Origin of the sequence: Plantibacter sp. Leaf314, assembly GCF_001423185.1 — a bacterium.
Taxonomy (GTDB): domain Bacteria; phylum Actinomycetota; class Actinomycetes; order Actinomycetales; family Microbacteriaceae; genus Plantibacter.
The window spans coordinates 665,218-691,153 of the sequence record NZ_LMOB01000001.1 but is presented as its reverse complement, the minus strand read 5'-3'; the positions used below and the strand labels follow the sequence as shown (position 1 = coordinate 691,153).

Sequence of the window (25,936 nt, the reverse complement as noted above, 5' to 3'; positions counted from 1 at the left end):
GTCATGACACCGGATCAGCGGGGTGTCGGGAAGCGGACCATGCCTTCCTGAGCCACGCTCGCCACGAGCGACCCGGCCCGGTCGTAGATGCGGCCGAGTGACAGCCCGCGGCCACCGGTCGCGCTGGGGGAGTCCTGCAGGTAGACGAGCCACTCGTCCACCCGGGCCGGCCGGTGCCACCACATGGCGTGGTCGAGGCTGGCGATCTTGATGCCGGGTGTGGCCCATGGGACACCATGGCGTCGCATCACCGGTTCGAGGATCGTGTAGTCGCTCGCGTAGGCCAGTGCCGCGCGGTGGAGCGCCGGGTCGTCAGGTAGCTCGCCGATGGTCTTGAACCAGACCGCCTGCTGGGCCGTACGTTCGCCCTCCACCCGGAGGTACACGGGGGAGCCGACGTGTCTGAGGTCGAACGGTCGCCCGGTGGCCCAGGCCTCGGCCGCCGGGTGGTCGATCCCGTGGAGGATCTCGGCGGCGGACGGCAGCGTCTCCGGATCGGGAAGGCCCGCCGGGAGGTCGATCTGGTGCTCAGGGCCCGCATCCTGCGTCTGGAAGGAGGCGATCATCGAGAGGATCGGTACGCCGTTCTGATACGCCTGGGTGCGCCGCGTCGCGAACGACCGGCCGTCGTGGATGCGGTCGACGGCGAAGGTGATGGGCTGGTCGACGTCGCCAGGACGCAGGAAGTACCCGTGCATCGAGTGGATGATGCGCTCCGCGTCGACGGTCCGCGTCGCGGCGACGACGGACTGCGCGAGGACCTGACCCCCGAACACCCGCCCCTGCGGCATCCACTGCGACGGCCCGGTGAAGATGTCCTCATCGGTGCGGACGCCGGGCGCGCTCAGGTCGAGCGCGGTCAGTAGGGATTCGATCGGTTCCTTCACGGGGTACGCCTTTCCGTCGGGGACCGGCGCACCACAGCGACGCCCGATCCGACCCGCCGAGTCTATCCACGGCAGGCTCACGATGTCCCGGAGCCGACGCGGCGGTGGCGTACATTGAGAGGAGATGTCCACCACCCTGCACCTCCTCGACGCCGACTCGCTCGCCGACCTCCGCACGTTCCTCGCGCGAGCCAGCCGGATCGACGATTCCGGAGTCCGGCTCCTCGCCGCCGACCACGTCCTGGCGGTCTCCGCCCCCGTGCTGCACCCGCAGGGTCTGCTCGATCGCAGCCCGACGATCATCGGCATGCGCACCTTCGCCCTCGCCCACGCTGCCTCGGCCGACGTCCTGGCGACCCCGCGCGAACTCATCGACCGGATCGTGCGCACACTCGGCGGCTCGACGACCGGACGACCCGACGGATCAGCGTCGGCGTCGCTCGAGCTCCCGCGGTCGACCAGGACGGCCCCGTGGGTCGGCCAGGCGCCGCCGCGCGGCGGCTGGGAACGCGTCGGCGACGTGGACACGATCGAGCTCGAACTCGTCGCCAGGACGGGCGCCACGGAGATCGCCGAGGCGCTTCCGACGGCTGTCGGGGACCAGATCGTCCAGAAGGTGCGGTCGCAGGTGTGGTCGAGGCCACTCGGCGACGGCTTCGGTCTTCCGACCGGGGCGGCGTTCGCGGCCGTGGGCCTGGGGTTCATCGCGGAACCGGAGCGAGCGACGGTGTTCCGTTCCGGCGGGTGGGTGCGACTGAGCACCCGGCGTGGTCACGTGCTGGCCAACGCCGTTTCCTGACGCTCAGACGCCGGCCATCGCGCGGCCGGCCACGCGACCGGTGAACAGGCAGCCGCCGAGGAAGGTCCCCTCGAGCGCCCGGTAGCCGTGGACGCCTCCGCCGCCGAACCCGGCAGCCTCTCCCGCCGCGAAGAGACCGGGCACCGGGTTCCCGTCAGCGCCGAGGACGCGGCTCGAGAGGTCGGTCTCCAGCCCGCCGAGGCTCTTGCGGGTCAGCACGTGCAGCTTGACCGCGATGAGCGGGCCGGCTTTCGGGTCGAGCAGTCGGTGCGGTGCCGCCACGCGGATGAGCTTGTCGCCGCGGTAGGCGCGTGCGCCGCGGAGAGCGGTGATCTGCAGATCCTTCGTGAACGGGTTGTCCATCTCGCGATCGCGCGCCTCGACCTCCGCGATGACGTTGCGGCCGTCGATCGCCGTCTCGGGGGTGGACGCCTGCATCCCCGCCACGAGTTCCGTGATCGTGTCGGCGACGATGAAGTCCACACCGTGTTCCTTGAACGCTTCGACCGGGCCGGGGGCGCCGGGTCCGATGCGCTTCGCGAGCAGGCCGAGGTCCTTGCCGGTCAGGTCGGGGTTCTGCTCGCTCCCCGATAGCGCGAACTCCTTCTCGATGATCCGTTGGGTGAGGACGAACCAGCTGTGATCGTGGCCGGTGGCGCGCAGGTGCTCGAGGGTGCCGAGCGTGTCGAACCCGGGGTAGAGCGGTACCGGGAGACGGTGACCGGTCGCGTCGAACCAGAGCGACGACGGCCCGGGCAGGATCCGGATGCCGTGCTGGGGCCAGATCGGGTCCCAGTTGGTGATGCCCTCGACGTAGTGCCACATCCGGTCGCGGTTGATGAGGCGTCCGCCCGCGCGTTCGCTGATGCCCAGCATGCGGCCGTCGACGTGGGCGGGGACTCCGGAGAGCATCGTCGTCGGCGGCTGGCCGAGACGGGCTGGCCAGTGCTCGCGGACGAGGTCGTGATTGCCGCCGATGCCACCGCTCGCCACGAGGACGGCCGGAGCGCGGCAGGTGAACTCGCCGACCACGTCGCGTGAGCTGCTCTCGCCCCGCATCGCGGCCGACGGGGCGAGGACGGACCCTCGGACGCCGACGACCGCGCCGTCCTCGGTGAGGAGCTCGTCGACGCGATGCCGGAAGTGCGGCGACACCGAGCCGTCGGCGACACCCTGGTTGACGCGGCGGACGAAGGGCTCCACGACGCCGGGGCCGGTGCCCCAGGTGATGTGGAACCGTGGGACGGAGTTGCCGTGTCCGATGGCGCCGTAGCCGCCGCGTTCCGCCCAGCCCACGACGGGGAAGAACCGCATGCCCTGCTCGTGCAGCCAGGCGCGCTTCTCGCCCGCGGCGAAGTCGAGGTAGGCCTCCGCCCACCGTTTCGGCCAGTGGTCCTCCGGCCGATCGAACGCGGCGGCACCGAACCAGTCCTGCGTCGCCAACTCGAGCGAGTCCCGCACCCCGAGGTGGCGCTGCTCGGGGGAGTCGACGAGGAACAGGCCGCCGAACGACCAGTGCGCCTGTCCGCCGAGGTTCGACTCCGACTCCTGCTCCACCAGGATGACCCGTTTCCCAGCGGCGATGAGTTCGGCGGTGGCGACGAGGCCGGCCAGCCCACTCCCGATGACGATCGCGTCGGCCTCGGTTCGGTCGGCGGACGGGGAGGGAGGGGCGGTTGCGGACATCTGGTGACTCCTTCGGCACGGACGTGCGTCCGATCCTACGGCCGCCGTGTCGGAACGCGCGGAATCGGCGTCGGAATCAGAGGAGGCTGCGGCGTGGTGCCCCTGGATCGTCGTCGAAGGTGTTCACCATCGCGTGGGCTGCGCGCTCCAGGTAGTCCCAGAGGGTCGCCTCGTGGACCGGGGCCAGGTCGAGGCTGTCGACGGCGCTGCGCATGTGGAGCAACCAGCGGTCCCGAGCGTCGGGATTCACGTGGAAGGGCTGGTGCCTGAGACGCAGCCGTGGGTGCCCGCGTTCGGCGCTGTACGTCCCCGGGCCGCCCCAGTACTGCTCGAGGAACAGCATGAGTCGTTCGGCCGCAGGGCCGAGGTCCTCCTCCGGATACATCGGTTTCAGGACCGGGTCGCCGGCGACTCCCCGGTAGAACTCGTCGACGAGCCGCTGGAACGTCGGACGACCGCCGACCTGCTCGTAGAAGGACATCCCTGGCGGCTGCTGGTCGGTCATCGTTCCGCTCTCGGGGGTCGCTTGGTCTTCGGCGCCCTGGGCGGGACGACTGTGGTCGGGTGGGTCCGCGGCGGCCGGGAACCGGTGACACTCGCGGCGCCTTCGAAGCCGGAGAGGACGATGCTGTTCAACGCCGGGAGCTTGACACCCATCTCGTCGACGGCGCGCTTCAGTCGCATCCGGAGTTCGCGCGCGACGTCGTCCTTCGAGCTCGTGCGCGTCTTGATGACCAGGCGGATGATCAGGGCATCGGCCGAGACCGACTCGAGGCCCCACAGCTCGGGCTTCTCGAGGATGCGGGAACGCCACTTCGGGTCGTGGGCGAGGTCGTTCGCCGTGGTGAGCATGCGCTCCTGGACGGCTTCGACATCGGCGTCGTAGGGGATGGCCAGGTCGATGATGACCCGGGACCAGCCCTGCGACATGTTGCCGACGCGCAGGATCTCGCCGTTGCGGACGAACCACAGCGTCCCGTTCACGTCGCGCACCTGGGTGATGCGGATACCCACCGTCTCGACGACGCCGGTCGCCGGTCCGAGGTCGACGACGTCGCCGACGCCGAGCTGATCCTCGACCACCATGAACAGCCCGTTGAGGATGTCCTTGACGATGTTCTGCGCTCCGAAACCGAGACCGGCACCGACCGCTGCGGTGAGGAGCGCGAAGGACCCGATGATGCTCGAGTCGATCACGTTCACGACGAGGATGGCGGCGACGATGACGATGGTGACGTTCACGATGTTGCTGAGGACGGTGCCGAGTGTCCTGGTGCGCTGGACGAGCCTGACCGCTGCGAGCGGCGAGGCCAGCAACGACTGCGTGTCGGTGACGTCGGCGCTCTTCTTGACGCCGCTGACGATGCGTCCGACGACCCGCCGGATCACGAAGCGCAACACCCAGGCGGCGGCGAAGGCCAATCCGATCACGACCACCACGCCGATGATCTTCCAACCCGCGGTCCAGAGGAATGCGGTCACGTCCGGCCAGAGCTCATCCCAGTTCATATCCGGCTCAGTGTACTCAGCGTGCTGGAGTGAATCGTGTGAGCGGGCCGGACGGCAGCCGCACGTCGACCGGACGGACGGTCATGGACGGACGAGCCCGTGCTTGTAGGCGAAGATGACGGCCTGCACACGGTCTCGCAACTGCAGCTTCATGAGGACGCGCCCCACGTGGGTCTTGACCGTCGATTCGGAGAGGATGAAGTGCGCCGCGATCTCCGCGTTGCTGAGCCCTTCCGCCATGGCGACGAGGATGTCGTGCTCACGCGGGGTCAGGTCGGCGAGCCCCGCCGCCGATCCCTCGGCTGTGTCGGCCGCGCTGCCGGGGAGCGCCGTCGCGAAGAGCTCGAGCATCCGCTTGGTGACCCGGGTGGACACGGCGGCGTCGCCGGCGTGCACAGCGCGGATCGCGGACGTCAGCTCGTGGGGAAGGGCGTCCTTGAGGAGGAAGCCGCTGGCGCCGGCCCGCAGCGCGCCGAACGCGTACTCGTCGAGGTCGAAGGTCGTGAGGATGATGATGCGGCTGTCGGGGTGCGCCGCGACGATCCGGCGGGTCGCCTCGATCCCGTCGAGGCCCGGCATCCGGACGTCCATCAGGATCACGTCGGGTCGTAGCCTGGCGGCGAGGTCGATCGCCTCGGCACCGTTGGACGCCTCACCGATGACGCTCAGGTCGTCCTCGGCGCCGAGGACGAGGCCGAAGCCGAGTCGGATGAGCTGCTGGTCGTCGACGAGCAGGATGCGGATGGGGTCGGTCATGGTGTGGTTCCTCGCGGATCGGGGGTCGGACGGGATCGTGCTGCACCGGGATCCCTCGGGAGCACGGCGTGCACACGCCAGAGGCGATCGCCGACCACGCCCGCCGTGACCCGGCCTCCCTGGAACGCCACCCGCTCGCGGAGCCCGAGCAGCCCCTGACCTGCGCCGAGCGACGGCGCGTCCGGGATGGAGCCGTCGTTCTCGACGATGAGCTCGATGCGGTCGTCGTACGAGGTGATGACGACGTCGACGCGCTTCGGCCGTTCCGAATACCGCAGGGCGTTGGTGAGCGCCTCCTGGGTGATGCGGTGCACGGCGAGCAGGATCGAGGGGTCGTCGGTCGGGGGACCGGAGTCGGTTAGGGTGACCGGGAGTCCGAGCCCACGGAAGGTCTGCACGAGTGCGGGGATCGAAGCTGCGTCAGGCTGTGGTGCGAGGGGTGCGCTCCCGGTCTCGCGGAGCACGCCGAGCATGCGTCGCATGTCGACCAGTGAGGTGCGCGCGGCGTCGGTGACCGCGGTCATGGCGGCTCGCGACGCCGTCGGGTCCTTGGTCGCGAGGGCGCCTTCAGAGAGGGCGACGATCACCGTGAGACTGTGGGAGACGATGTCGTGCATCTCCCGCGCGATGCGGGTGCGTTCGGCGACGGCGGCGAGCTGAGCCTGCTGGTCACGCTCGCGCGCGAGCTGTGCTGCGCGGTCCACGAGGGCCTGGACGTAGCGCTTCCGGTTGCCGACGTTGATGCCGACGAGGAGGCCGAACAGCGCGAAGAGCACGACGGAGATGATGGTCTGCTCCGGCTCGCCTGGTGCCTGCGGCGCAGCCCACGGGAGGAACGGAGCCAGGATCGCCACGAACGCGGCTGCGGCGAAGGCCCGCCAGCCGAGGGCGACTCCGCGGTAGACGGCGACGGAGTACAGGAGGACCGGCACGGCGAAGGCATCGACGGCCACGGTCTGCGCGACCGACACGAGTCCGACCGCGATCACGATCAGTGCCATCGTGAGCGGTCGACGGCGCCGCAGGAGGACGGCGAGGGTCGTGACGGCGACGATGGCCACCGCGAGGGCGATCCGCGACGGCTGGGTCGCCAGGTCGACGTCGAACCACTCCGCCGTGCTGACGGAGAGTGCCACGAGGAGGTACCCCGCTGCGATCAAAGCGTCAGCCGTCCAGGGGTGCCTGGCCCACCAGCGCCGGACGACCCCCGGTGGCCGGGGGAGCATCAGGGAAGTCTCTGTCGCCGAGCGGTCGCGGACGGACGCCTGCACCGGGTCGGTCATCGAGAGGACGACCCGGAGGGCCGGACATCGTTCACAGGGCCGCTCATCCTCCAAGGATACGGAGAACCCCTCCGCGGCGGGTCGTGCCGTGGAGGGGTCCTCAGGTGGTGCGTCTGGTACCGCGGTGCTATCCGGTGGCGGAGGTCACGCGGCGTCCCGTGCCTGTGCCGCGAGCGCCCGTTCGACACCCGCGAGGGCTTCGACGAGCATGCGACGCAGCGCCGGGACCTCCGGGTTGGCGTCCAACCACGCACGGGTGCGGTCCCGCAGCTCGGTTGAGGCGAGCGCGGAGGGGTAGAGGCCTTCCACGATGTACTCGGCGATCTTGTAGCTCCGCGACTCCCAGACCGTCGTCAGCGCGGCGAAGTAGGGCTCCACGAGCGGCTCGAGGACTGCGGGGTCGATGACGTGACCGAACCCGAGTCCCACGTTCCGCACGATGGCGTTCGGCTGGTCGTCCTGCTCGACGACGGAGTCGAACGCGGCGCGCTTCCCCTCGGTCGTGGGGATGGTCGCACGCGCACGTGCGGCCGCCTGTGCGCCGTTGGCCGTGTTGTCCGCCGCCAGCGCCGCGTCGATGTCGGAACCGTCCGCGAGGCCCAGGAGCACCAGGCCCTCGAGCAGCTCCCATCGGAGGTCGGTGTCGATCTCGAGCCCCTGCAGCGAGGTCGTGCCGTCGCGCAGCGCCCGGAGGTGCTCGCCGTGCTCGGGCGTCGACGCGAGGGAAGCGAAGAACTTCACGAACTGGAACTGGGCGTCCGACCCGGCCTCCGCGTCCTGCGCGAGGGCCCAGAGGGCGTCGCCGACGCGCTCGACGGTGTCGAGGCGGCGTTCGGGGGCGACGTAGTTCCGCGCGGCGAGCCCGAGCTGTCCGAGCGTCGTGCGGAGCGTGGTCGACTCGGTCTCGGTCGCGATGTTGCCGAGCACGAGGTCGACGTAGTCGGACGCGGTGGACTCGGCGTCGCGCGTCGCATCCCACGCAGCACCCCACACGAGCGAGCGGGCCAGCGGATCCTCGATCGAGGCGAGGTGGCCGATCGCCGTCGCGAGGGAGCGCTCGTCGAGTCGGATCTTCGCGTAGGCGAGGTCGTCGTCGTTCAGCAGGACGAGGTCGGGCTGCGTCTTGCCGAGGAGCTCCGGCACCTCGGTGAGGGAACCGTCGACGTCGAGTTCGACGCGCTCGGTGCGGACGAGCTTGCCGTCCTGCAAGCGGTAGAGGCCGATGGCGAGGCGGTGGGGACGCAGGGTGGCGTACGCCTCCGGAACCGTCTGGCGGACGGCGAACACCGTGAACGTGCCGTCTGAGTCGACCGTGAACTCGGGGCTGAGCGTCCCGACACCGGAGGTCTCGAGCCAGAGCTTCGACCACTCGCGGAGGTCACGACCGCTCGTCGCCTCCAGTTCGACCAGGAGGTCGTCGAGCACGGTGTTCCCGAACTCGTGCTTCCGGAAGTAGTTGCCGACGCCGGCGAAGAACGCCTCGATCCCGACCCATGCCGCGAGCTGCTTCAGGACCGAGCCGCCCTTCGCGTAGGTGATGCCGTCGAAGTTGACCTGCACGTCCTCGAGATCGTTGATCGTCGCGACGATGGGGTGCGTGGAGGGGAGCTGGTCCTGGCGGTACGCCCAGGTCTTCTCCATCGCGTTGAACGTCGTCCAGGCCTCGGTCCACTCCGTGGCCTCAGCGGTGGCGATCGTCGACGCCCACTCCGCGAAGGACTCGTTCAGCCAGAGGTCGTTCCACCACTTCATGGTGACGAGGTCGCCGAACCACATGTGGGCGAGCTCGTGCAGGATCGTGACGACGCGACGCTCCTTGATGGCGTCGGTCACCTTCGAGCGGAACACGTACGTCTCCGTGAAGGTCACCGCGCCGGCGTTCTCCATCGCTCCGGCGTTGAACTCGGGGACGAAGAGCTGGTCGTACTTCTCGAACGGGTATGCGTAGGAGAACTTCTCCTCGTAGTAGGCGAACCCCTGCCGCGTCTTCTCGAAGATGTAGTCGGCGTCGAGGTATTCGGCGAGGCTCTTCCGCGCGAACACGCCGAGCGGGATGGTGCGGCCGTCGCTCGAGGTGAGCTCGCTGCGGACCACGTCGTACGGGCCGGCGACGATCGCGGTGATGTAGGACGAGATGCGCTGCGTCGGCGCGAAGCTCCACGTCGCAGCGCCGTCGTGCGCGGGGACCGGCTCGGGCGTCGGGGAGTTGCTGACGACCTCCCAGGCCGCGGGGGCGGTGACGGTGAAGGTGAAGGACGCCTTCAGATCCGGCTGCTCGAAGACGGCGAACACCCGGCGGGAGTCGGGGACCTCGAACTGGCTGTACAGGTAGACCTCGCCGTCGACCGGGTCGACGAAGCGGTGGAGGCCCTCGCCCGTGTTGGTGTACTCGGAGTCCGCGTCGACGACGAGCACGTTCTCGGCGGCGAGGCCGTCGAGCTGGATGCGGATCCCGTCGGACACTGTCGCCGGATCGAGCTCGACGCCGTTCAGCGTGACGGAGTGGACCGTGCGGGTGATGGCGTCGATGAAGGTCGAGGAACCGGGCTCACCCGTGAACCGGACCGTCGTGGTGCTGCGGAACACCTCGGGACCGGTCGTGAGGTCGAGCACGACCTCGTAGCTCGACGTGTCGACGAGCGCCCTGCGCTCCTGGGCCTCGACTCGGGTGAGGTTCTCTCCTGGCACAGCTGCTCCCTGGTGTGTTGATGGACACGTGACGTGTGAACTGCACGTGGTCGCTTGTGACGACCCCGGCACGAGCAACCAGCCTAGACCCGGTGTGCGTCCACTCCCGGAGCGATGGGGGCGGGTGGAGCGTAGGGTTGCGGCATGACGACTTCCGCCGCAGACACCACCCGCGTCGACTTCTGGTTCGACCCCTCCTGCCCGTGGGCCTGGATGACCTCACGTTGGGTCGACGAGGTCACCGAGGCCCGCAACCTCGACGTCACCTGGCACATCATGAGCCTGGCCGTCCTCAACGAGGACCAGGACGTGAGCGACGACTACCGGGCGTTCTTCCCCCGCGCGCTCCGGTACACCCGCCTCGTCGCCGCCGCGGCCCAGGAACACGGCCAAGAGGTCGTCAAGCCGCTCTACGACGCACTCGGCACCCGGATCCACCCGGGAGGACGCGCTGAGGACGTCGACGCCGTCATCGCCGAAGCCCTCGCGGAGACCGGACTCCCTGCGGCGCTCGCCGAAGCGTCGAAGACGGATGCGTACGACGGCCCCATGCGCGAGAGCCACTTCGACGGCATCGGGCGGGTCGGGCAGGACGTCGGCACGCCCGTCATCGCGATCGACGACGTCGCCTTCTTCGGGCCGGTCATCTCGCCCGCACCGAAGGGTGACCAAGCCTTCGCCCTGTGGGACGGTGTCGTCGCCGCGGCGGCCTACCCGGGCTTCTTCGAGCTCAAGCGCAGCCGCACGGCTGACCCGATCTTCGACTGACCCGAGCTGCGCGTCCGGAACCCTAGACTTTCCACATGCGCATCCACATCGCCACCGATCACGCCGGTCTCGAGCTCAGCCGCACCCTTCAGGACCACCTGCGCGCAGCGGGTCACGACGTCGTCGACCACGGCCCCACGGTGTACGACGCTCTGGACGACTACCCCTCCTTCTGCATCAACGCCGCGAAGGCGGTCGTGCGGGACCAGCAAGCCGGAGTGGAAGCGCTCGGCGTGGTGTTCGGCGGGTCGGGCAACGGTGAACAGATCGCCGCGAACAAGGTCATCGGTGTCCGCGCCGCGCTCGTCTGGAACCTGAGCACGGCCCAGCTCGCCCGGCAGCACAACGACGCCAACGTCATCTCCATCGGCGCCAGGCAGCACTCGATCGACGAGGCGGTGTCGTTCATCGACGCGTTCATCGCCGAACCGTTCAGCCTCGAGGAACGCCACGCCCGTCGTATCGCCCAACTCGCGGAGTACGAGGCGACCGGCACCATCGCCGGCAAGCACGTCGACGACTGACGCGTCCGCCATCGCCACTGCGGCGCCGCTCGACCGCGCCGCCACCCGAGTGAGGAGTCACCATGCCCGAGGGGCACTCCGTTCATCGCATCGCCCGCCAGTTCCGCCAGAACTTCGTGGGTCACCGCGTCGCGGTGTCGTCGCCACAGGGACGGTTCGCGGAGGGCGCCTCGGTCCTCGACGGACGGACCGTCACGGACGCCAAAGCCGTGGGTAAGCAGATGTTCCTCGAATTCGACGACGGCCTGTGGCTGCGGGTCCACCTGGGGCTCTACGGTGCATGGGACTTCGCCGGAGACATCCATTCCGACCCGACCATCGCCGCCGCGAACGGGCGCATGGGCCAGACGAACCAGCGGGGGACCGTCGTCGACGATGACGACGAGCCGATCCTGGACCTCGACGGGGAGAATTCGCTGCACAGCATCGGTGCGCCGCGTCGGGCCCGCGTACGGATGTCCGAGCAGTCGAGTCCTCTCGCCGAGCTGGACGAGCGGTTCCCTCCCGAGCCCGTCGGACAGGTGCGCGTGCGTCTGCTGACCGACACCACCGTCGCCGACCTCCGCGGCCCGACCGCCTGCGAGGTCATTGACTCGGCCGGGGTCCAAGCGGTCATCGACCGGCTCGGACCGGACCCGCTGCTCGACCCGAGTGCCGAGGCCGGCGAACGGTTCGTCTCCCGAGCGCACCGGAAGGGTTCGCCGATCGGTCTGCTGCTGATGGACCAGCAGATCGTCAGCGGCATCGGCAACGTCTATCGCGCCGAACTGCTGTTCCGCGCGCGACTGGACCCGCACCGCACGGGCAAGACCGTCCCGGAGGAGACGCTGCGCGAGATCTGGGCCGACTGGACGAGACTGCTCGCGATCGGAGTGGAGACCGGGCAGATGATGACGATGGACGACCTCTCGCCCGCCGACTACCGACTCGCGATGGCCAACCGCGCCGATCGCCACTGGGTCTACAAGCGCGAGGGGCTGCCCTGTCGGGTCTGCGGGACGAACATCCTGCTCGAGGAGATGGGTGCCCGCAAGCTGTACTGGTGCCCGAACTGCCAACGCTGATCCGAACCCGCCCGACGAACCGACGAGGACCGATGTGATGACCGAGCACCGCCCTGGATCCGTCGGCGACGTCGTCACGACGATCGCCGACGTCCACCTGTCGGGCCCGCGCCGCGGAGGCGCGTCCGACACCGAACGGGTCGACGTCCTCCTGGAGGACGGTGCCATCGTCGCGATCCGTCCTGCGGACCCCGAGGTCCTCCGCGACGGCGACCCCGGCGTCCTGGACGGCGGCGGCGGCTTCCTGCTGCCAGGCCTCTGGGACCATCACGTGCACTTCACCCAGTGGGCGCGCACGGCGAGGCGCGTCGATCTGTCGTCGGCGGCGTCGGCCGCGGAGGCGGCGGCGCTGGTCGCCGAACGCATCGCGCAGGAGCCCGACGGCGACGGCTGGATCGAGGGCGCGCGGTTCCGGGACGCCCTCTGGCCGGACCTGCCGACGTTCGCGGTGTTGGATGAGATCGCCCCCGACCGCGCGGTCGTGCTCGTGAGCGCCGACCTGCACTGCTGCTGGTTGAACAGCGCCGCGCTGCGGGCCACGGGCTTCGGGGACCACCCCACGGGGTTGCTCCGGGAGGAGGAGTCGTTCGCCGTCCTCAAACAGCTCGACCAGGTGGCGGCCGAGCTCTCCGACCGATGGGTCGACGCTGCAGCCGATCAGGCGGCGTCACGGGGCGTCGTCGGGGTCGTCGACCTCGAGATGCGGTGGAACGCCGCGGACTGGGTCCGGCGGGTCGGCAACGGCACGCGTGCGCTCCGAATCTCCTTCGGCATCTACGCCGAGCACCTCGAGCGGGCGATCGACGCCGGTCTCGTCACCGGTGGAGTACTGGCCGGAACGGACGGGCTGGTGCAGGTCGGCCCCTTCAAGGTCATCACCGACGGCTCGCTCAACACCCGCACGGCCTGTTGCGACACGCCCTACCCCGGTTCCGCTCCGGGGTCGGATGCGCACGGCATGCTCAACGTGCCGCCGGAGCGGCTGACCGCCCTGCTCGCCCTGGCGACCGCCAACGGGCTTCACTGCGCGGTGCACGCCATCGGCGACCGGGCCAACACCCTAGCGCTCGACGCCATCGAGACCACGGGTGCGAGGGGGACGATCGAGCACGCGCAACTGCTGCGGGCCTCGGACCTGGAACGGTTCGCCCGGACCGGGACGGCCGCGAGTGTCCAGCCGGAACACGCGATGGACGATCGGGACATCGCGGAGGTGCACTGGGCCGGCCGCACGGACCGCGCGTTCGTGCTCCGCAGTCTGCTCGACGCCGGAGCGACCCTGCGACTCGGTTCCGACGCCCCGGTCGCGCCCCTCGACCCCTGGGTGTCCATCGCCGCCGCCGTGACCCGGAGTCGGGACGGACGCGATGCCTGGCACGGCGAGCAGGCCATCACGGTGGAGGAGGCGCTGGCCGCGTCGACCAGGGGCGACGACGACGTGGTGGCGGTGGGGAGCCTCGCCGACCTCGTCGTCGTGTCCGCGGACCCGTTCACCTGCCCTCCGGAGGCCCTCCGCACCATGCCGGTCCGTGCCACGCTGCTCGCGGGGCGGGTGACGGCCGCCGCGTCGTCGCCGCCGACGGGGGGATAGCCCCGATCCGGAGGAACGGGCTGCGGGACCTTCGAGGGTTCTGACAGCACGAAGGGGCAGTCACGGATGACTGCCCCTTCGGGATGGTGCATGCCGGTGCGCCCGGCGCTCGCCTAGCGGCTGAGGTGTGCGAAGAGGAACCAACGGTCCTTGTCGAGGCCGCGGGCGATCTCGATGGCGATGTCCTGGCTCGTCTGGTCGAGCTCGTCGAGCTCGTTGACGGCGGTGTTGACCGAGGCCGACGCGGCGTCGATCAGCGCGATGACCTCGGCGATCGTGCGGTCGGACTGCTGGAAGCCCTCGCTGAGTTCCGGGGTGCTGGTCTTCGCGGCGACCGTGCTGAGCCGTGCGTCGACGGGGAGGCCGAGGGCGACGATGCGCTCCGCGGCGAGGTCGGCCCACTCCTGCGCGTGGTCGACGATGTCGTCGAGCAGCTCGTGGACGCCGATGAAGTTCGCTCCGCGGACGTGCCAGTGGGCCTGCTTGCCGTTGACGACGATGGCGGTGAGGTCGAGGACGACGGGGCTCAGGAACTGTGCGGTGCCTGCCGCGACGTCCGGGTTGGCGACGGCCTGCGGAATGGAGGTGGTGATGTCGGTCATGGTGTTCCCCTTCGTTGACGAGTGAGGCCCTGGTCGGGCGTGTTCGCCGGTCTGCTTGGGTATAACGGTACTCAGGCCGAGACATTCCGCAAGGAAGTCGAGGCTCGGCTTACGAAGGCTGCACTCACGAAGGAAAGCCTGACCATATCGGCGATCCGAGCCGGGATCACGCGGTTCTCCGGTGTTCGACGACGCCTGCGGTACCGTGGGGCCCATGACTCTTCACGGTTCTGTCAGGAAGCTCCCAGGTGGGCGCGCGCCCGAGCTGGATCCGACCGCCTATACGGCGCCGGGCTCGATGCTGGTCGGGGCCGTCACCCTCGCTGCCGATTCGAGCGTCTGGTACAACGCGGTGCTCCGTGCGGACTCGGACTCGATCACCCTCGGCGCGGGGTCCAACATCCAGGACGGTGTCGCCGTCCACACGGACAGCGGCCACCCGACGGTCATCGGCCGGAACGTCTCGGTCGGACACAACGCGGTGGTCCACGGCTGTACGGTCGAGGACGACTGTCTGATCGGCATGGGGTCGGTCGTGCTGAGCGGAGCGGTGATCGGGGCCGGGTCGCTGGTGGCCGGGGGAGCGGTGGTCCTCGAGGGCATGATCGTGCCGCCCGGCTCGCTCGTCGCCGGGGTCCCTGCCAAGGTGCGGCGTGAGCTGTCCGCCGATGAGCAGGAGGCGATCCGGCAGAACGCGGCCCACTACGTCGCTCTCAGGGCGGTCCACGCAGCGGCGGTGGATGACGACTAGCGGCGGCGAGCGTCGCGCTTCTTGAGGCGACGTTGGGCCGCGAGCGAGCCCGACAGGCAGACGACGCAGCCGATCATGCAGATGAGGCCGACGCCGAGGCGGCCGGTGGCGAGGGCGTACACGCCGACGAAGAAGACCAGCGCGCCGGCCACGGTCCAGACGTGGGGCCAGAGGGCGTCGAGTCGCATGCGCTCAGCCTAGGGCCGGAAGATCCGTGCGCGGAGCCGAACCGTCGCACCTGCCTTCGCGGCGCTGCCTGTTTCTCATGAATACAGAGGGGATGACGGGAATCGAACCCGCGTAATCAGTTTGGAAGACTGAGGCTCTACCATTGAGCTACATCCCCGAGGCGCCGCGATGCGACGAACTCACCTGGCAATGCTACTGCATGCCGGAGGTGCGTCTGTGCAATGCGGGTCGTGCGCGGCCTGCAGCCCGGGAAACCGCACAGGTCGCGCCCAGATTCTGGGCTAGACTGACCGAGGCCATTTCGCCCGCCGCTCGTCGGTCGGGCCGGCTGGCCGGATTGTCGCCGATCCGGGGCGTAGCTCAGCTTGGTAGAGCGCCCGGTTTGGGACCGGGAGGTCGCAGGTTCGAATCCTGTCGCCCCGACTCCGTTTTGCGTCCTCAACTGAGGCAGAATCCCCGACACAGGAGAAGTAATCACGTGAAGACCACGGTCGAGAAGCTGAGCCCCACTCGCGTCAAGCTCGCCATCGCGGTGACGCCGGAGGAGCTCAAGCCGAGCATCACCCACGCGTACGGACACATCGCGGAGGACATCAACGTCCCCGGGTTCCGCAAGGGCAAGGTGCCACCGGCGATCATCGACCAGCGCGTCGGCAAGGGCGCCGTGATCGAGCACGCCGTCAACGAGGGTCTCGACGGTTTCTTCCGCAAGGCTCTCGAGGAGAACGAGCTCCGTCCGCTCGGCCGCCCGCAGGCGGACATCGTCGAGTGGCCGAACGAGAAGGACTTCTCCGGCGACCTGCTGGTCAACATCGAGGTCGACGTCCGCCCCGAGATCACGCTCCCGGCCTACGAGGGCCTCAAGCTCACCGTCGACGCCCAGGAGGCCGGCGAGGCCGACGTCCAGGACGAGCTCGACCGCATCCGTGCCCGGTTCGGCACGCTCGTGACCGTCGACCGCCCGGCCAAGACGGGCGACTTCGCGCAGCTCGACCTGGTCGCCACGATCAACGACGCCGAGGTCGACCGCGCGAGCGGTGTCTCCTACGAGATCGGTTCGGGCGAGCTGCTCACCGGTATCGACGAGGCGCTCGACTCGCTCACCGCGGGCGAGACCACCACCTTCACGTCGCCGCTGCTCGGTGGCGAGCACGAGGGTGAGGACGCCGAGGTCACCGTCACGCTGACCGCTGTCAAGGAGCGCGAGCTCCCCGAGGCCGACGACGACTTCGCGCAGATCGCGAGCGAGTTCGACACCATCGACGAGTTCAAGGCGCAGCTGCGCGAGGTCGTCGAGCGTCAGCAGGTCATCACGCAGGGCCGCGACGCGCGCACCGCGCTCGTCGACGCCATGCTCGAGGCCGCGCAGATCCCGGTCCCCGAGAGCGTCATCGAGGACGAGGTCCACCGTCACCTCGAGGGCGAGAACCGCCTCGAGGACGACGAGCACCGTGCCGAGGTCACCGAGTCCAGCGAGAAGGCGCTCCGCACGCAGCTGCTGCTCGACGCCCTCGCCGAGTCGCTCAACGTGCAGGTCAACCAGAACGAGCTCACCGAGTACCTCATCCAGAGCGCGTCGCAGTACGGCATGGAGCCCGGCGAGTTCATCGAGGCCCTCGGTCAGCAGGGTCAGATCCCCGCCATGGTCGGCGAGGTCGCCCGCAACAAGGCCATCGCGATCGCCCTCGGCAAGGCCGAGGTCGTCGACTCGAACGGCAAGCCCGTCGACCTGAGCGACTTCGTCGCCGTCGTCGAGGACGAGGACGCCGCGGCTGAGCCCGCTGCCGACGAGACCACCGAGGCCGCGTCCGAGGACACCGCCGAAGAGGCTCCGGTCGAGGCCGAGCCGAAGAAGGCAGCTGCCAAGAAGGCTCCGGCCAAGAAGGCGCCCGCCAAGAAGGCTCCGGCCAAGAAGGCGGCGACCGACGAGGCTGCAGCCGAGTAGCACTCACCAGCAGTGACAGTAGGGGCGGAAGCGATTCCGCCCCTACTGTCGTCTTCGGACACGAACGGAAGGGAACGCGGGATGGATGAGGCGCAGGACTGGGACGCGCGGGTCGCGGCGGTCTGGGAAGATGCGGTGCTCAGCGACGAGGAGCGCATCGTGGCGATCGACGCCCTCGCCACGGAGCGACCTCACGGCGATGCCCGAGCGCTCTTCGAATCGGCGGGCGCACGCGACTCCGCCGGGCACGAGGTCGAGGCCGAGGCGCTCTACCGTGCCGCCCTCGACGCCGGACTCGACGACGAGCATCGTCCTCAGGCGGTCATCCAGTTGGCGAGCACCTTGAGGAACCTCGGGCGGGTCGCCGAGAGCGTGGGACTGCTGGAAGAGCAGCTCGCCGCCGAGGCGACGGGCCCCTACGCGGATGCCACGGCCGCCTTCCTGGCGCTGGCGCTCGCCAGCTCCGGTGATCCCCACCGTGCGACCGCGGTCGCCCTGCGTGCCCTCGTGCGTCACCTGCCGCGCTACCACCGGTCCGTGCGCGCCTACGCCGACGAACTCGAGTCGCGACCGCCCCGCTGAGTCCTGGGCTCCTGGCGTTCCGTCCGCCTCCGGCGAACCCCGGCGCCCGGGAGTCTGCCGAGGGCGAACAGGGCGTTGGTCGTGCGTCGCCTCCGATAGATTCGAACCACTGCACAACCGAAACGGAGCGATAATGGCCGAACCACAGTTCTCGCCCAGTGTCTTTGACCGCCTGCTGAAGGACCGGATCATCTGGCTGGGCGCCGAGGTCCGCGACGAGAACGCGAACGAGATCGCGGCCAAGCTGCTGCTGCTCGCCGCGGACGACCCGAAGCGCGACATCTACCTCTACATCAACTCGCCCGGTGGTTCCATCACGGCCGGCATGGCCATCTACGACACCATGCAGTTCGTGCCGAACGACATCGTCACGGTCGGTATCGGCATGGCAGCCTCCATGGGTCAGCTCCTCCTCACGGCGGGCACCAAGGGCAAGCGGTACATCACCCCGAACGCCCGGGTGCTCCTCCACCAGCCCCACGGCGGGTTCGGCGGCACCTCGAGCGACATCCAGACCCAGGCGCAGCTCATCCTCGACATGAAGCGCCGTCTCGCCGAGATCACGGCGGCACAGACCGGCAAGAGTGTCGAGCAGATCAACGCCGACGGCGACCGCGACCGTTGGTTCAACGCCGAGGAAGCGCTCGAGTACGGCTTCGTCGACCACCTCCGTGAGTCCGCGCTCGACGTGGCCGGCGGCGGCGGAACCGTCGACAGCGACAAGTAACCCGGCTTCGACAGACAGGAATGCAACACATGGAGACTCCAACGTTCAGTGCGGCGGGCCGCTCGCTGCAGATGCCGGGCGCTCGCTACATCCTCCCGAGCTTCGAAGAGCGCACGGCCTACGGCTACAAGCGCCAGGACCCGTACGCGAAGCTCTTCGAGGACCGCATCATCTTCCTCGGGGTGCAGGTCGACGACGCGTCGGCCGATGACATCATGGCTCAGTTGCTCGTCCTCGAGAGCATGGACCCTGACCGCGACATCGTCATGTACATCAACTCGCCCGGTGGTTCGTTCACCGCGATGACGGCGATCTACGACACGATGCAGTACATCCGTCCGCACGTCATGACGGTCGTCCTCGGGCAGGCGGCCTCTGCCGCCGCGGTGCTCACCGCTGCCGGCACGCCCGGGAAGCGCCTCGCGCTCCCCAACGCCAGGATCCTGATCCACCAGCCCGCCGTCGGCGAGGCCGGCCACGGTCAGGCATCGGACATCGAGATCCAGGCCGCTGAGATCCTCCGCATGCGCGGCTGGCTCGAGTCGACCCTGGCGCACCACTCCAACCGTTCGGTGGAGCAGGTCAACAAGGACATCGATCGCGACAAGATCCTCTCGGCCGCCGAGGCGCTCGAGTACGGTCTCATCGACCAGGTGCTCACCTCGCGGAAGAACCCGGTCGCGGCCATCACGGCCTGACCCGGTTCCCGTGCTCTCGACTCGGCGCGTCATCCCAGCGGGGTGGCGCGCCGAGTTGTCGCAGGGACAGGTTAGGCTCGGAGCACCGAATCTCCAGGGAGAGGGAAAGACATGGCACGGATAGGCGAAAGCGCCGATCTGCTCAAGTGCTCGTTCTGCGGCAAGAGCCAGAAGCAGGTCCAGCAGCTGATCGCTGGTCCCGGCGTGTACATCTGCGACGAGTGTGTCGAGTTGTGCAACGAGATCATCGCCGAGCGACTCGCCGAGGCGAGCGAAGAGACCGTGAGCGAGTTCGACCTCCCGAAGCCGAAGGAGATCTTCGCCTTCCTCGAGGAGTACGTCATCGGCCAGGAGAGCGCGAAGAAGGCGCTGTCCGTCGCGGTGTACAACCACTACAAGCGTGTCCGGTCGCGTGCGACCCTGGCTCCGGCCGAGACGGTGCACGACGACATCGAGATCGCGAAGAGCAACATCCTGCTCATCGGCCCGACCGGTTGCGGCAAGACCTACCTGGCGCAGACGCTCGCGAAGCGGCTGAACGTCCCCTTCGCGGTCGCCGATGCGACCGCACTGACCGAAGCCGGTTATGTGGGTGAGGACGTCGAGAACATCCTCTTGAAGCTCATCCAGGCCGCCGACTACGACGTCAAACGCGCAGAGACCGGCATCATCTACATCGACGAGGTCGACAAGATCGCGCGGAAGGCGGAGAACCCGTCCATCACGCGAGACGTGTCGGGCGAGGGCGTCCAGCAGGCGCTCCTCAAGATCCTCGAGGGCACCGTCGCCTCGGTGCCGCCGCAGGGCGGACGGAAGCACCCGCATCAGGAGTTCATCCAGATCGACACGACGAACGTGCTGTTCATCGTCGCCGGTGCGTTCGCCGGACTCGAGGAGATCATCTCCTCCCGTGCCGGGAAGAAGGGCATCGGCTTCGGAGCCCCACTGCACAGCAAGGGCGACGATGTGAACCTCTTCGGCGAGGTGCTTCCTGAGGACCTCCACAAGTTCGGTCTGATCCCCGAGTTCATCGGTCGTCTGCCCGTGGTCACCACGGTCACGCCGCTCGACCAGCATGCGCTCATGGAGATCCTCACGGTGCCGAAGAACGCACTCGTCCGGCAGTACCAGCGCATGTTCGAGATCGACGGGGTCGAGCTCGAGTTCGATCAGGCGGCCCTCGAAGCGATCGCCGATCTCGCCGTCCTCCGGAAGACCGGCGCACGAGGTCTGCGGGCGATCATGGAAGAGGTCCTCGGGCCGATCATGTTCGAAGTGCCCTCCACCGACGAGGTCGCCCGGGTGGTCATCACGCGGGAGTCCGTCGTCGAGAACGCGGCGCCCACCATCGTTCCCCGCGCGGCGCGCCGTCAGGAGAAGTCGGCTTAGTCGACACGCTGCGGAGCGAAGCCGCCGCGACGAACCGGATTCCGGCTCCGTCGCGGCGGCTTCGTCGTTCAGCCTTCGAGGCCGCGGCGCCGCAGGAGCGGTTCGATGGCCGCGTCGCGCCCACGGAAGTCGCGATACGCCTCCAGCGGGTCCTTCGAACCTCCGACGCCGAGGAGCCGCGCCCGGAACCGGTCGCCGTTCTCCCGCGTCAGGCCCCCGTTCTCGGTGAACCAGTCGACCGTGTCGGCGTCGAGCACCTCGCTCCAGATGTACGAGTAGTAGCCGGCGTCGTACCCGCCCGAGAAGGTGTGGGCGAAGTACGTGCTCGCGTAGCGTGGCGGGACCGCTGGGTTGTCGAGACCCGCGGAGCGCAGGGCGGCCGCCTCGAACGCTTCGACGTCGTCCACGCGGTCGTCTGCACCGATGCTGTGCCAGGCCTGGTCGAGCATCGCGGCTGCCAGGTACTCGCTGGTCGAGAAACCCTCGTTGAAGCCCTCGGAAGCCTGCAGCTTCGCGACGAGTTCCTCCGGCATCGGCTCCCCGGTCTCGAAGTGCCGCGCATACCCGGCGAGGACCTCAGGCCAGAGCATCCACATCTCGTTGACCTGGCTCGGGAACTCGACGAAGTCCCGGAAGACGTTCGTTCCGGAGAATCGGGGGTACTCGACCTCTGCGAACAATCCGTGCAGTGCATGACCGAACTCGTGGAAGAAGGTCGTGACCTCGTCGACACTCAGGAGCGTCGGCTCGCCGGCCGCCGGCTTCGGCACGTTGAGGTTGTTCACCACCACCGTGGGCTGGTCGAGCAGGCGGTTCTGGGAGATGAGCGCGTTCATCCAGGCGCCGCCGCGCTTGCTGTCGCGGGTGTAGAGGTCGAGGAGGTACAGACCGAGACCCGAACCGTCCTCGTTCCACACCTCGAAGACCCGGACGTCCGGGTGGTAGCCCGTGAGCTCCGGTCGTTCCGCGAAGGTGATGCCGTAGAGCTTGGTGGCGGCGGCGAACACCCCGTCGAAGAGGACCCGCTCGGCTTCGAAGTACGGGCGCATCTGCGCGGTGTCGACGTCGAACCGTTCGGCTCTCACCTGTTCCGTCGTGAAGGGCCAGTCCCAGGCTTCGATGGTATCGAGACCGGAGACCCGCTCGAGTTCGCGCTGTTCCCGGTCGGCGTTGCGGGCGGCGGGGATCGCCAGCCGCGACAACAGCTCGGCGACCGCTTCGGGCGTCCCAGCAGTCTGGTCCGCCGTGACCGCAGCCGCGTGGGACGGGAAGCCGAGCAGGGCCGCGCGCTCGGCACGGAGATGGGTGATCTCGAGCACCAGGTCACGGTTGTCGTTGTGCCCGCCGCGCGTACCACGGGCCCGGGAAGCGGTCATGATCCGTTCGCGCACCCGGCGATCGGTGAGCGTCGAGAGTGCGGGGTGCCCCGTCGGGAGGACGAGCGTGATGAGCCAGCCCTCGAGTCCGCGCTCGGCTGCGGCCTGTGCTGCTGCGGAGCGCTCACCCGCGCTGAGTCCGTCGAGGTCGGAGGCGTCCGTGAGGTGGACGGCGAGGTCGTTGGTGTCGGCGAGCAGCTGCTTCTCGAACCGCGTGGTGAGGCTCGACAGGCGGAGGTTCAGCTCGGACAGTTCCCGCTTCTGCTCGTCGTCCAGACCAGCCCCGGCCAGGGTGTGCTCGGTGTGGACCCGCTGCACAAGGTAGGCGGCTTCAGCGGGGAGGTCGAGATGCTCCAGCTGGGCATGCACGGCGGAGATGCGGGCGTAGAGGGCCGGGTCGAGCCGGATCGCGTCCTCATGGGCGGCGAGCTGCGGGGCGAGTTCCTCTTCGAGGTCGTTCGTGAACGCCGAGCTGTCGGCGGAACTCCGGTTGAAGAACACGGCGGCGACGCGCCCCAGGATCGATCCGCTGCGCTCGAGCGGCAGGAAGGTGTTCTCGAACGTGGGCGGATCCGACTGCGCGGTGATCGCTGCGATCTCGGCGAGTTGCTGCTCGAACCCGGCGGTGAAAGCGGGCCGGTAGTGCTCCTCGCGGATCTCCGCGAACGGCGGAAGCTGGTAGGGGAGGGTGCTCGGCTGGAGGAACGGATTCGTGTGTGATTCCATACCTCACCCTATCCAGCATGCCCGGGAGACGACTCAGTCGTCGTCCGGATCCGGGCGGGTCAGGCTGATGGAGCCGTCGGCGTGCTGACGGATGGTGGTGCCGTCGTCGAGTTCGACCACCGGTCGGCGTTCGAGCCAGGTCAGGGTCCATCGCCAGGCGGTGGTGTCCACCTGCTGGTCGCGAAGGATCTGCTCCTCGCTGGCGATGGCGACACGGACGGCCGGCGGCACCGCCTCGGGCGCGGTCGCTCCGACCGACCACCGGGTTCCGAGTTGCATCACGGCTCCAGGTCGTAGGTGACCCAGCTCGTGCGGGTGGCGAGCTTGTCGTAGACGGCTTGCGCGCGCTCGTTGTCCGCGGCGGTGATCCATCGGACGACGCTGTGTCCGTCGGCCTTCGCGATCTCACGAACGCGCTCGATCAGCGACGTTCCGACACCGGCCGTGCGTGCCTCCTCGGCGACGAAGAGGTCGTCGAGGTACAGGCCGGTACCACCGGCGAGGGCGCGCGGGAACACCCGGTAGTGCGCGAGGCCGACCAGGGCCCCGTGGTCATCCTCTGCGACGAGCGCCGTCAACGCGTGGTTGGGGTCGCTCAGCCAGCCCCACACGAGAACGGCCTTCTCGTCGGTGAGTGGATTGTCGTAGAACTCGCCGTACCCGGAGTACAGCGCGTGCCAGGCGAACAGGTCGCTCTCGACGACGGGCCGGATCACGATGCTCATGCGCCGGCCTCCGTGCCCTCGGCGGCCGGTGCGAAGACGATGTCCGCCACCGAGAGGGCGTCCGCGGTGCGGAACTCGAGGACGGCGATGCGTCCGACGGCGCGAAGGTCGTCCGCGACCTGGGCGAGGAGCTCCACCGAGGCTGCCGGGCCGGCGATGACCGCGGAGTCGACCGGGGTCTTCTGGGAAGCCTTCGCGTCGGTCTTCGCCCGACGGATGCCCGTGAGGGCCTCGCTCGCGAGTGCCAGCACCTGCGGTTCGCCCGCGGCGAGGCCGGCGAACTCGTCGTCCGACGGCCAGTTGGCGAGGTGGACCGAGCCGTCGTGTGACCACGACCAGGCTTCCTCCGCGGCGAACGGAATGAACGGGGCGAACAGGCGGAGCAGGGTCGACAGCGCGATCCGCAGCGCGGCCACCGCCGACGCCTGCTCGGGGCTTTCCTCGCCGTACGCGCGTTCCTTCACGAGCTCCAGGTAGTCGTCGCAGAAGGTCCAGAAGAACGCCTCCGTGAGCTCGAGGGCTCGTGCGTGGTCATACCCGGCGAGGGCGGTGCTCGCGTCCGCGACGGCCTTGCGGAGGACGCTGAGCATCGCGAGGTCGACGGCCTCCGTCACGGGGGCGTCCTCGCGTCCGGTGAAGCCGAGGATGAACTTCGAAGCGTTGAGCACCTTGATGGCCAGGCGTCGGCCGATCTTGATCTGCGTCGGGTTCTGCGGGTCGAAGGCCGCGTCGGTGCCGAGACGGCTCGAGGCCGCCCAGTACCGAACGGCGTCCGAACCGTGCTGTTCGAGCATCGCCGCCGGGGTGACGACGTTGCCCTTCGACTTCGACATCTTCTTGCGGTCGGGGTCGACGATGAAGCCGGATACGGACGCGTGCTCCCACGGCTTCCGGTCGTACTCGAGGACGCTGCGGAGCATGGTGGAGAACAGCCAGGTGCGGATGATGTCCTGGCCCTGCGGGCGCAGCGAGTAGGGGAACACCAGGTTCCAGAGCTCGGGGTCGCGCTCCCAGCCGCCGGCGAGCTGTGGCGTGAGGCTCGACGTCGCCCAGGTGTCCATGACGTCCACCTCGCCCATGAAGCCGCCGGGGACGCCGCGCTGGGACTCGTCGTAGCCGGGGGCCGCGTCGCTCGACGGGTCGACCGGCAGGGACGCGTGGTCCGGCGCGATCGGCTGGTCGTAGACCGGGTTGCCGTCGCCGTCGAGGGGGTACCAGAGCGGGATCGGCACGCCGAAGAACCGCTGCCGGGAGATCAGCCAGTCGCCCGACAGGCCACCGACCCAGTTCTCGTAGCGGACCCGCATGAACTCGGGGTGCCATTCGAGCTCGGCGCCGAGTTCGAGCAGTCGGCTGCGGAGCTGTTCGTCGCGCGCGCCGTTGCGGATGTACCACTGGCGGGTCGAGACGATCTCGAGCGGCTTGTCGCCCTTCTCGAAGAACTTGACGGGGTGGGTGATCTGCTTCGGCTCGCCGATGAGGTCGCCGGACGCCGCCAGGAGGTCGACGACGGCCTGCTTGGCGCTGAAGACCGTCTTGCCGGCGAGTTGCGCGTAGGCGTCGCGGCCCGCCTCGGTGGTGATCGCCTCGGGCGCCTCGGAGATGATCCGGCCGTCGAAGCCGAGGATCGCGCGGTTCGGGAGGTCGAGTTCGCGCCACCAGACGATGTCGGTGATGTCACCGAAGGTGCAGACCATCGCGATGCCGGCGCCCTTGTCGGGCTGAGCGAGGTGGTGCGCGAGCACGGGCACCTCGACCCCGAAGACGGGGGTCGTCACCGTGGTGCCGAACAGCGGCTTGAAGCGCTCGTCGTCGGGGTGGGCCACGAGGGCGACGCACGCGGGGAGGAGTTCGGGACGGGTGGTCTCGATCTCGATCGTGCCACCGTCGGGACGGTGGAAGGACAGCCGGCGGTAGGTGCCCGGCTGCTCCTTGTCCTCGAGCTCGGCCTGGGCCACGGCCGTGCGGAAGGTGATGTCCCAGAGCGTGGGCGCCATGGCCTGGTAGGCCTCGCCCCGCTCGAGGTTCCGGAGGAACGCGAGCTGGCTGGCGGTGATCGACTCGTCGCCGATCGTCCGGTAGCTCTGCGTCCAGTCCACCGAGAGGCCGAGCGCACGCCAGACGGCCTCGAACTGCTGCTCATCCTCGACGGTGAGGCGTTCGCAGAGCTCGATGAAGTTGCGGCGGGAGATCGGGATCTGGTCGGCGGCCTTCGTGCTCTTGTTGTCGCCGCCCTCGAACGGCGGCGTGAAGTTCGCGTCGTAGGGGAGCGTCGGGTCGCACCGCACTCCGTAGTAGTTCTGGACACGCCGCTCGGTCGGGAGACCGTTGTCGTCCCAGCCCATCGGGTAGAAGACGCGCTTGCCCGTCATCCGCTGGTAGCGGGCGACGATGTCGGTGTGGGTGTAGCTGAACACATGCCCGATGTGCAGCGACCCGGAGGCGGTCGGCGGCGGGGTGTCGATCGAGTAGATGCACTCGCGCGTCGCGCCTTCGCGCTGGAACCGGTACGTCCCCGCGGACTCCCATGAAGAGCCCCACTTCTGCTCGAGACCTTCGAGGGCCGGCTTGTCCGGGATGCTGGCAGCGGTCATGAGGGGATCTCCTGCTGATATGTGCGGCACCGTGTCTGCGTGCCTGAGTGTATGGGAACATCCCATGCTATCGCAGG

The 25,936-nt window shown here is 69.0% G+C and carries 24 protein-coding genes and 2 tRNA genes; 12 read left to right on the top strand and 14 right to left on the bottom strand.

Annotation, left to right across the window (positions count from 1 at the left end):
- Positions 1–14: 14 nt before the first annotated feature.
- Complete coding sequence (locus ASF68_RS03210; protein WP_056006724.1) at positions 15–887, bottom strand: acyl-CoA thioesterase II; 873 nt, start codon at positions 885–887, stop codon at positions 15–17.
- A gap of 124 nt (positions 888–1,011) precedes the next feature.
- On the opposite strand from ASF68_RS03210, the gene ASF68_RS03205 reads away from it, so the two are divergent.
- On the top strand, positions 1,012–1,686 hold the full coding sequence (locus ASF68_RS03205) for a hypothetical protein (protein ID WP_056006722.1): 675 nt from the start codon (positions 1,012–1,014) through the stop codon (positions 1,684–1,686).
- Between the two features lie 3 nt (positions 1,687–1,689).
- On the opposite strand, the gene ASF68_RS03200 is transcribed toward ASF68_RS03205, so the two are convergent.
- The 6 genes from ASF68_RS03200 to pepN form a co-directional block, all read right to left on the bottom strand.
- The gene (locus ASF68_RS03200; protein WP_056006719.1) at positions 1,690–3,372 is read right to left on the bottom strand and encodes an FAD-binding dehydrogenase; all 1,683 of its coding nucleotides are present in this window, start codon (positions 3,370–3,372) and stop codon (positions 1,690–1,692) included.
- Positions 3,373–3,448: 76 nt separating this feature from the next.
- A complete protein-coding gene (locus tag ASF68_RS03195; protein ID WP_056006716.1) occupies positions 3,449–3,877 on the bottom strand; it encodes a globin in 429 nt (142 codons plus the stop codon).
- Positions 3,874–4,881, bottom strand: coding sequence for a mechanosensitive ion channel family protein (locus ASF68_RS03190; protein WP_056006714.1), 1,008 nt, complete (start codon positions 4,879–4,881; stop codon positions 3,874–3,876). The genes ASF68_RS03195 and ASF68_RS03190 overlap by 4 nt, the downstream gene beginning before the upstream one ends.
- Before the next feature lie 81 nt (positions 4,882–4,962).
- The gene (locus ASF68_RS03185; RefSeq protein WP_056006712.1) at positions 4,963–5,637 is read right to left on the bottom strand and encodes a response regulator transcription factor; all 675 of its coding nucleotides are present in this window, start codon (positions 5,635–5,637) and stop codon (positions 4,963–4,965) included.
- Positions 5,634–6,863 (bottom strand): sensor histidine kinase, encoded by a 1,230-nt coding sequence (locus ASF68_RS03180; protein WP_162239334.1) that lies wholly within the window; start codon positions 6,861–6,863, stop codon positions 5,634–5,636. Before ASF68_RS03180 ends, ASF68_RS03185 begins: the two co-directional genes overlap by 4 nt.
- Positions 6,864–7,064: 201 nt before the next feature.
- Positions 7,065–9,608, bottom strand: coding sequence for an aminopeptidase N (gene pepN / locus ASF68_RS03175; RefSeq protein WP_056006706.1), 2,544 nt, complete (start codon positions 9,606–9,608; stop codon positions 7,065–7,067).
- Positions 9,609–9,752: 144 nt separating this feature from the next.
- Here pepN and ASF68_RS03170 point away from each other — a divergent pair, with 144 nt between their 5' ends.
- From ASF68_RS03170 to ASF68_RS03155, 4 genes are all read left to right on the top strand, one after another.
- Entirely contained in the window at positions 9,753–10,376 is a 624-nt protein-coding gene (locus ASF68_RS03170) for a DsbA family protein (RefSeq protein ID WP_056006703.1), read from the top strand.
- Between the two features lie 35 nt (positions 10,377–10,411).
- Complete coding sequence (locus tag ASF68_RS03165; protein WP_056006700.1) at positions 10,412–10,900, top strand: ribose-5-phosphate isomerase; 489 nt, start codon at positions 10,412–10,414, stop codon at positions 10,898–10,900.
- 62 nt (positions 10,901–10,962) lie between these two features.
- Positions 10,963–11,964: an Fpg/Nei family DNA glycosylase gene (locus ASF68_RS03160; protein WP_056006697.1), complete on the top strand. Its 1,002-nt coding sequence runs from the start codon at positions 10,963–10,965 to the stop codon at positions 11,962–11,964.
- 37 nt (positions 11,965–12,001) lie between these two features.
- The gene (locus ASF68_RS03155; RefSeq protein ID WP_082498461.1) at positions 12,002–13,555 is read left to right on the top strand and encodes an amidohydrolase; all 1,554 of its coding nucleotides are present in this window, start codon (positions 12,002–12,004) and stop codon (positions 13,553–13,555) included.
- Positions 13,556–13,668: 113 nt separating this feature from the next.
- Here ASF68_RS03155 and ASF68_RS03150 read toward each other — a convergent pair whose 3' ends face one another.
- The gene (locus tag ASF68_RS03150; RefSeq protein WP_056006695.1) at positions 13,669–14,157 is read right to left on the bottom strand and encodes a Dps family protein; all 489 of its coding nucleotides are present in this window, start codon (positions 14,155–14,157) and stop codon (positions 13,669–13,671) included.
- Between the two features lie 214 nt (positions 14,158–14,371).
- Here ASF68_RS03150 and ASF68_RS03145 point away from each other — a divergent pair, with 214 nt between their 5' ends.
- A complete protein-coding gene (locus tag ASF68_RS03145; RefSeq protein WP_056006692.1) occupies positions 14,372–14,908 on the top strand; it encodes a gamma carbonic anhydrase family protein in 537 nt (178 codons plus the stop codon).
- On the opposite strand, the gene ASF68_RS03140 is transcribed toward ASF68_RS03145, so the two are convergent.
- Together ASF68_RS03140 and ASF68_RS03135 are read right to left on the bottom strand one after the other, a co-directional pair.
- Positions 14,905–15,096 carry a hypothetical protein gene (locus ASF68_RS03140; protein ID WP_056006689.1) on the bottom strand — a complete coding sequence of 64 codons (192 nt, stop codon included), beginning with the start codon at positions 15,094–15,096 and terminating at the stop codon, positions 14,905–14,907. The two genes, ASF68_RS03145 and ASF68_RS03140, sit on opposite strands and share 4 nt — an antisense overlap.
- Before the next feature lie 87 nt (positions 15,097–15,183).
- Positions 15,184–15,254 (bottom strand) — tRNA-Gly (locus ASF68_RS03135).
- Positions 15,255–15,446: 192 nt separating this feature from the next.
- Between ASF68_RS03135 and ASF68_RS03130 the strand changes: the two genes are divergently transcribed.
- The 6 genes from ASF68_RS03130 to clpX all read left to right on the top strand — a co-directional run bounded on the left by ASF68_RS03130 (position 15,447) and on the right by clpX (position 20,438).
- Positions 15,447–15,520: transfer RNA gene (locus tag ASF68_RS03130), tRNA-Pro, on the top strand.
- 55 nt (positions 15,521–15,575) lie between these two features.
- The gene (tig, locus tag ASF68_RS03125) at positions 15,576–17,042 is read left to right on the top strand and encodes a trigger factor (protein ID WP_056006686.1); all 1,467 of its coding nucleotides are present in this window, start codon (positions 15,576–15,578) and stop codon (positions 17,040–17,042) included.
- An 81-nt stretch (positions 17,043–17,123) separates the two neighbouring features.
- Positions 17,124–17,624: a tetratricopeptide repeat protein gene (locus ASF68_RS03120; protein ID WP_056006683.1), complete on the top strand. Its 501-nt coding sequence runs from the start codon at positions 17,124–17,126 to the stop codon at positions 17,622–17,624.
- A gap of 133 nt (positions 17,625–17,757) precedes the next feature.
- Entirely contained in the window at positions 17,758–18,351 is a 594-nt protein-coding gene (locus ASF68_RS03115) for an ATP-dependent Clp protease proteolytic subunit (protein WP_056006680.1), read from the top strand.
- A gap of 29 nt (positions 18,352–18,380) precedes the next feature.
- A complete protein-coding gene (locus tag ASF68_RS03110; protein ID WP_056006676.1) occupies positions 18,381–19,049 on the top strand; it encodes an ATP-dependent Clp protease proteolytic subunit in 669 nt (222 codons plus the stop codon).
- 111 nt (positions 19,050–19,160) lie between these two features.
- On the top strand, positions 19,161–20,438 hold the full coding sequence (clpX, locus tag ASF68_RS03105) for an ATP-dependent Clp protease ATP-binding subunit ClpX (protein ID WP_056006673.1): 1,278 nt from the start codon (positions 19,161–19,163) through the stop codon (positions 20,436–20,438).
- A gap of 68 nt (positions 20,439–20,506) precedes the next feature.
- Here clpX and ASF68_RS03100 read toward each other — a convergent pair whose 3' ends face one another.
- The 4 genes from ASF68_RS03100 to valS are packed head-to-tail and all read right to left on the bottom strand — an operon-like array spanning position 20,507 to position 25,859.
- Positions 20,507–22,540 (bottom strand): M3 family metallopeptidase, encoded by a 2,034-nt coding sequence (locus ASF68_RS03100; protein WP_056006670.1) that lies wholly within the window; start codon positions 22,538–22,540, stop codon positions 20,507–20,509.
- A 33-nt stretch (positions 22,541–22,573) separates the two neighbouring features.
- Complete coding sequence (locus ASF68_RS03095; protein ID WP_056006667.1) at positions 22,574–22,819, bottom strand: hypothetical protein; 246 nt, start codon at positions 22,817–22,819, stop codon at positions 22,574–22,576.
- The gene (locus ASF68_RS03090) at positions 22,819–23,265 is read right to left on the bottom strand and encodes a GNAT family N-acetyltransferase (RefSeq protein WP_056006664.1); all 447 of its coding nucleotides are present in this window, start codon (positions 23,263–23,265) and stop codon (positions 22,819–22,821) included. Before ASF68_RS03090 ends, ASF68_RS03095 begins: the two co-directional genes overlap by 1 nt.
- Complete coding sequence (valS, locus tag ASF68_RS03085; RefSeq protein WP_056006662.1) at positions 23,262–25,859, bottom strand: valine--tRNA ligase; 2,598 nt, start codon at positions 25,857–25,859, stop codon at positions 23,262–23,264. The genes ASF68_RS03090 and valS overlap by 4 nt, the downstream gene beginning before the upstream one ends.
- Between the last annotated feature and the right edge of the window lie 77 nt (positions 25,860–25,936).

What these genes read in the sequence shown, in the direction of transcription:
- ASF68_RS03205 (WP_056006722.1), top strand. Translation starts at nt 1,012, where the DNA reads ATGTCCACCACCCTGCACCTCCTCGACGCCGACTCGCTCGCCGACCTC.
- ASF68_RS03200 (WP_056006719.1), bottom strand. Translation starts at nt 3,372, where the DNA reads ATGTCCGCAACCGCCCCTCCCTCCCCGTCCGCCGACCGAACCGAGGCC.
- ASF68_RS03195 (WP_056006716.1), bottom strand. Translation starts at nt 3,877, where the DNA reads ATGACCGACCAGCAGCCGCCAGGGATGTCCTTCTACGAGCAGGTCGGC.
- ASF68_RS03190 (WP_056006714.1), bottom strand. Translation starts at nt 4,881, where the DNA reads ATGAACTGGGATGAGCTCTGGCCGGACGTGACCGCATTCCTCTGGACC.
- ASF68_RS03185 (WP_056006712.1), bottom strand. Translation starts at nt 5,637, where the DNA reads ATGACCGACCCCATCCGCATCCTGCTCGTCGACGACCAGCAGCTCATC.
- ASF68_RS03180 (WP_162239334.1), bottom strand. Translation starts at nt 6,863, where the DNA reads ATGCTCCCCCGGCCACCGGGGGTCGTCCGGCGCTGGTGGGCCAGGCAC.
- ASF68_RS03170 (WP_056006703.1), top strand. Translation starts at nt 9,753, where the DNA reads ATGACGACTTCCGCCGCAGACACCACCCGCGTCGACTTCTGGTTCGAC.
- ASF68_RS03165 (WP_056006700.1), top strand. Translation starts at nt 10,412, where the DNA reads ATGCGCATCCACATCGCCACCGATCACGCCGGTCTCGAGCTCAGCCGC.
- ASF68_RS03160 (WP_056006697.1), top strand. Translation starts at nt 10,963, where the DNA reads ATGCCCGAGGGGCACTCCGTTCATCGCATCGCCCGCCAGTTCCGCCAG.
- ASF68_RS03155 (WP_082498461.1), top strand. Translation starts at nt 12,002, where the DNA reads ATGACCGAGCACCGCCCTGGATCCGTCGGCGACGTCGTCACGACGATC.
- ASF68_RS03150 (WP_056006695.1), bottom strand. Translation starts at nt 14,157, where the DNA reads ATGACCGACATCACCACCTCCATTCCGCAGGCCGTCGCCAACCCGGAC.
- ASF68_RS03145 (WP_056006692.1), top strand. Translation starts at nt 14,372, where the DNA reads ATGACTCTTCACGGTTCTGTCAGGAAGCTCCCAGGTGGGCGCGCGCCC.
- ASF68_RS03140 (WP_056006689.1), bottom strand. Translation starts at nt 15,096, where the DNA reads ATGCGACTCGACGCCCTCTGGCCCCACGTCTGGACCGTGGCCGGCGCG.
- ASF68_RS03120 (WP_056006683.1), top strand. Translation starts at nt 17,124, where the DNA reads ATGGATGAGGCGCAGGACTGGGACGCGCGGGTCGCGGCGGTCTGGGAA.
- ASF68_RS03115 (WP_056006680.1), top strand. Translation starts at nt 17,758, where the DNA reads ATGGCCGAACCACAGTTCTCGCCCAGTGTCTTTGACCGCCTGCTGAAG.
- ASF68_RS03110 (WP_056006676.1), top strand. Translation starts at nt 18,381, where the DNA reads ATGGAGACTCCAACGTTCAGTGCGGCGGGCCGCTCGCTGCAGATGCCG.
- clpX (WP_056006673.1), top strand. Translation starts at nt 19,161, where the DNA reads ATGGCACGGATAGGCGAAAGCGCCGATCTGCTCAAGTGCTCGTTCTGC.
- ASF68_RS03100 (WP_056006670.1), bottom strand. Translation starts at nt 22,540, where the DNA reads ATGGAATCACACACGAATCCGTTCCTCCAGCCGAGCACCCTCCCCTAC.
- ASF68_RS03095 (WP_056006667.1), bottom strand. Translation starts at nt 22,819, where the DNA reads ATGCAACTCGGAACCCGGTGGTCGGTCGGAGCGACCGCGCCCGAGGCG.
- ASF68_RS03090 (WP_056006664.1), bottom strand. Translation starts at nt 23,265, where the DNA reads ATGAGCATCGTGATCCGGCCCGTCGTCGAGAGCGACCTGTTCGCCTGG.
- valS (WP_056006662.1), bottom strand. Translation starts at nt 25,859, where the DNA reads ATGACCGCTGCCAGCATCCCGGACAAGCCGGCCCTCGAAGGTCTCGAG.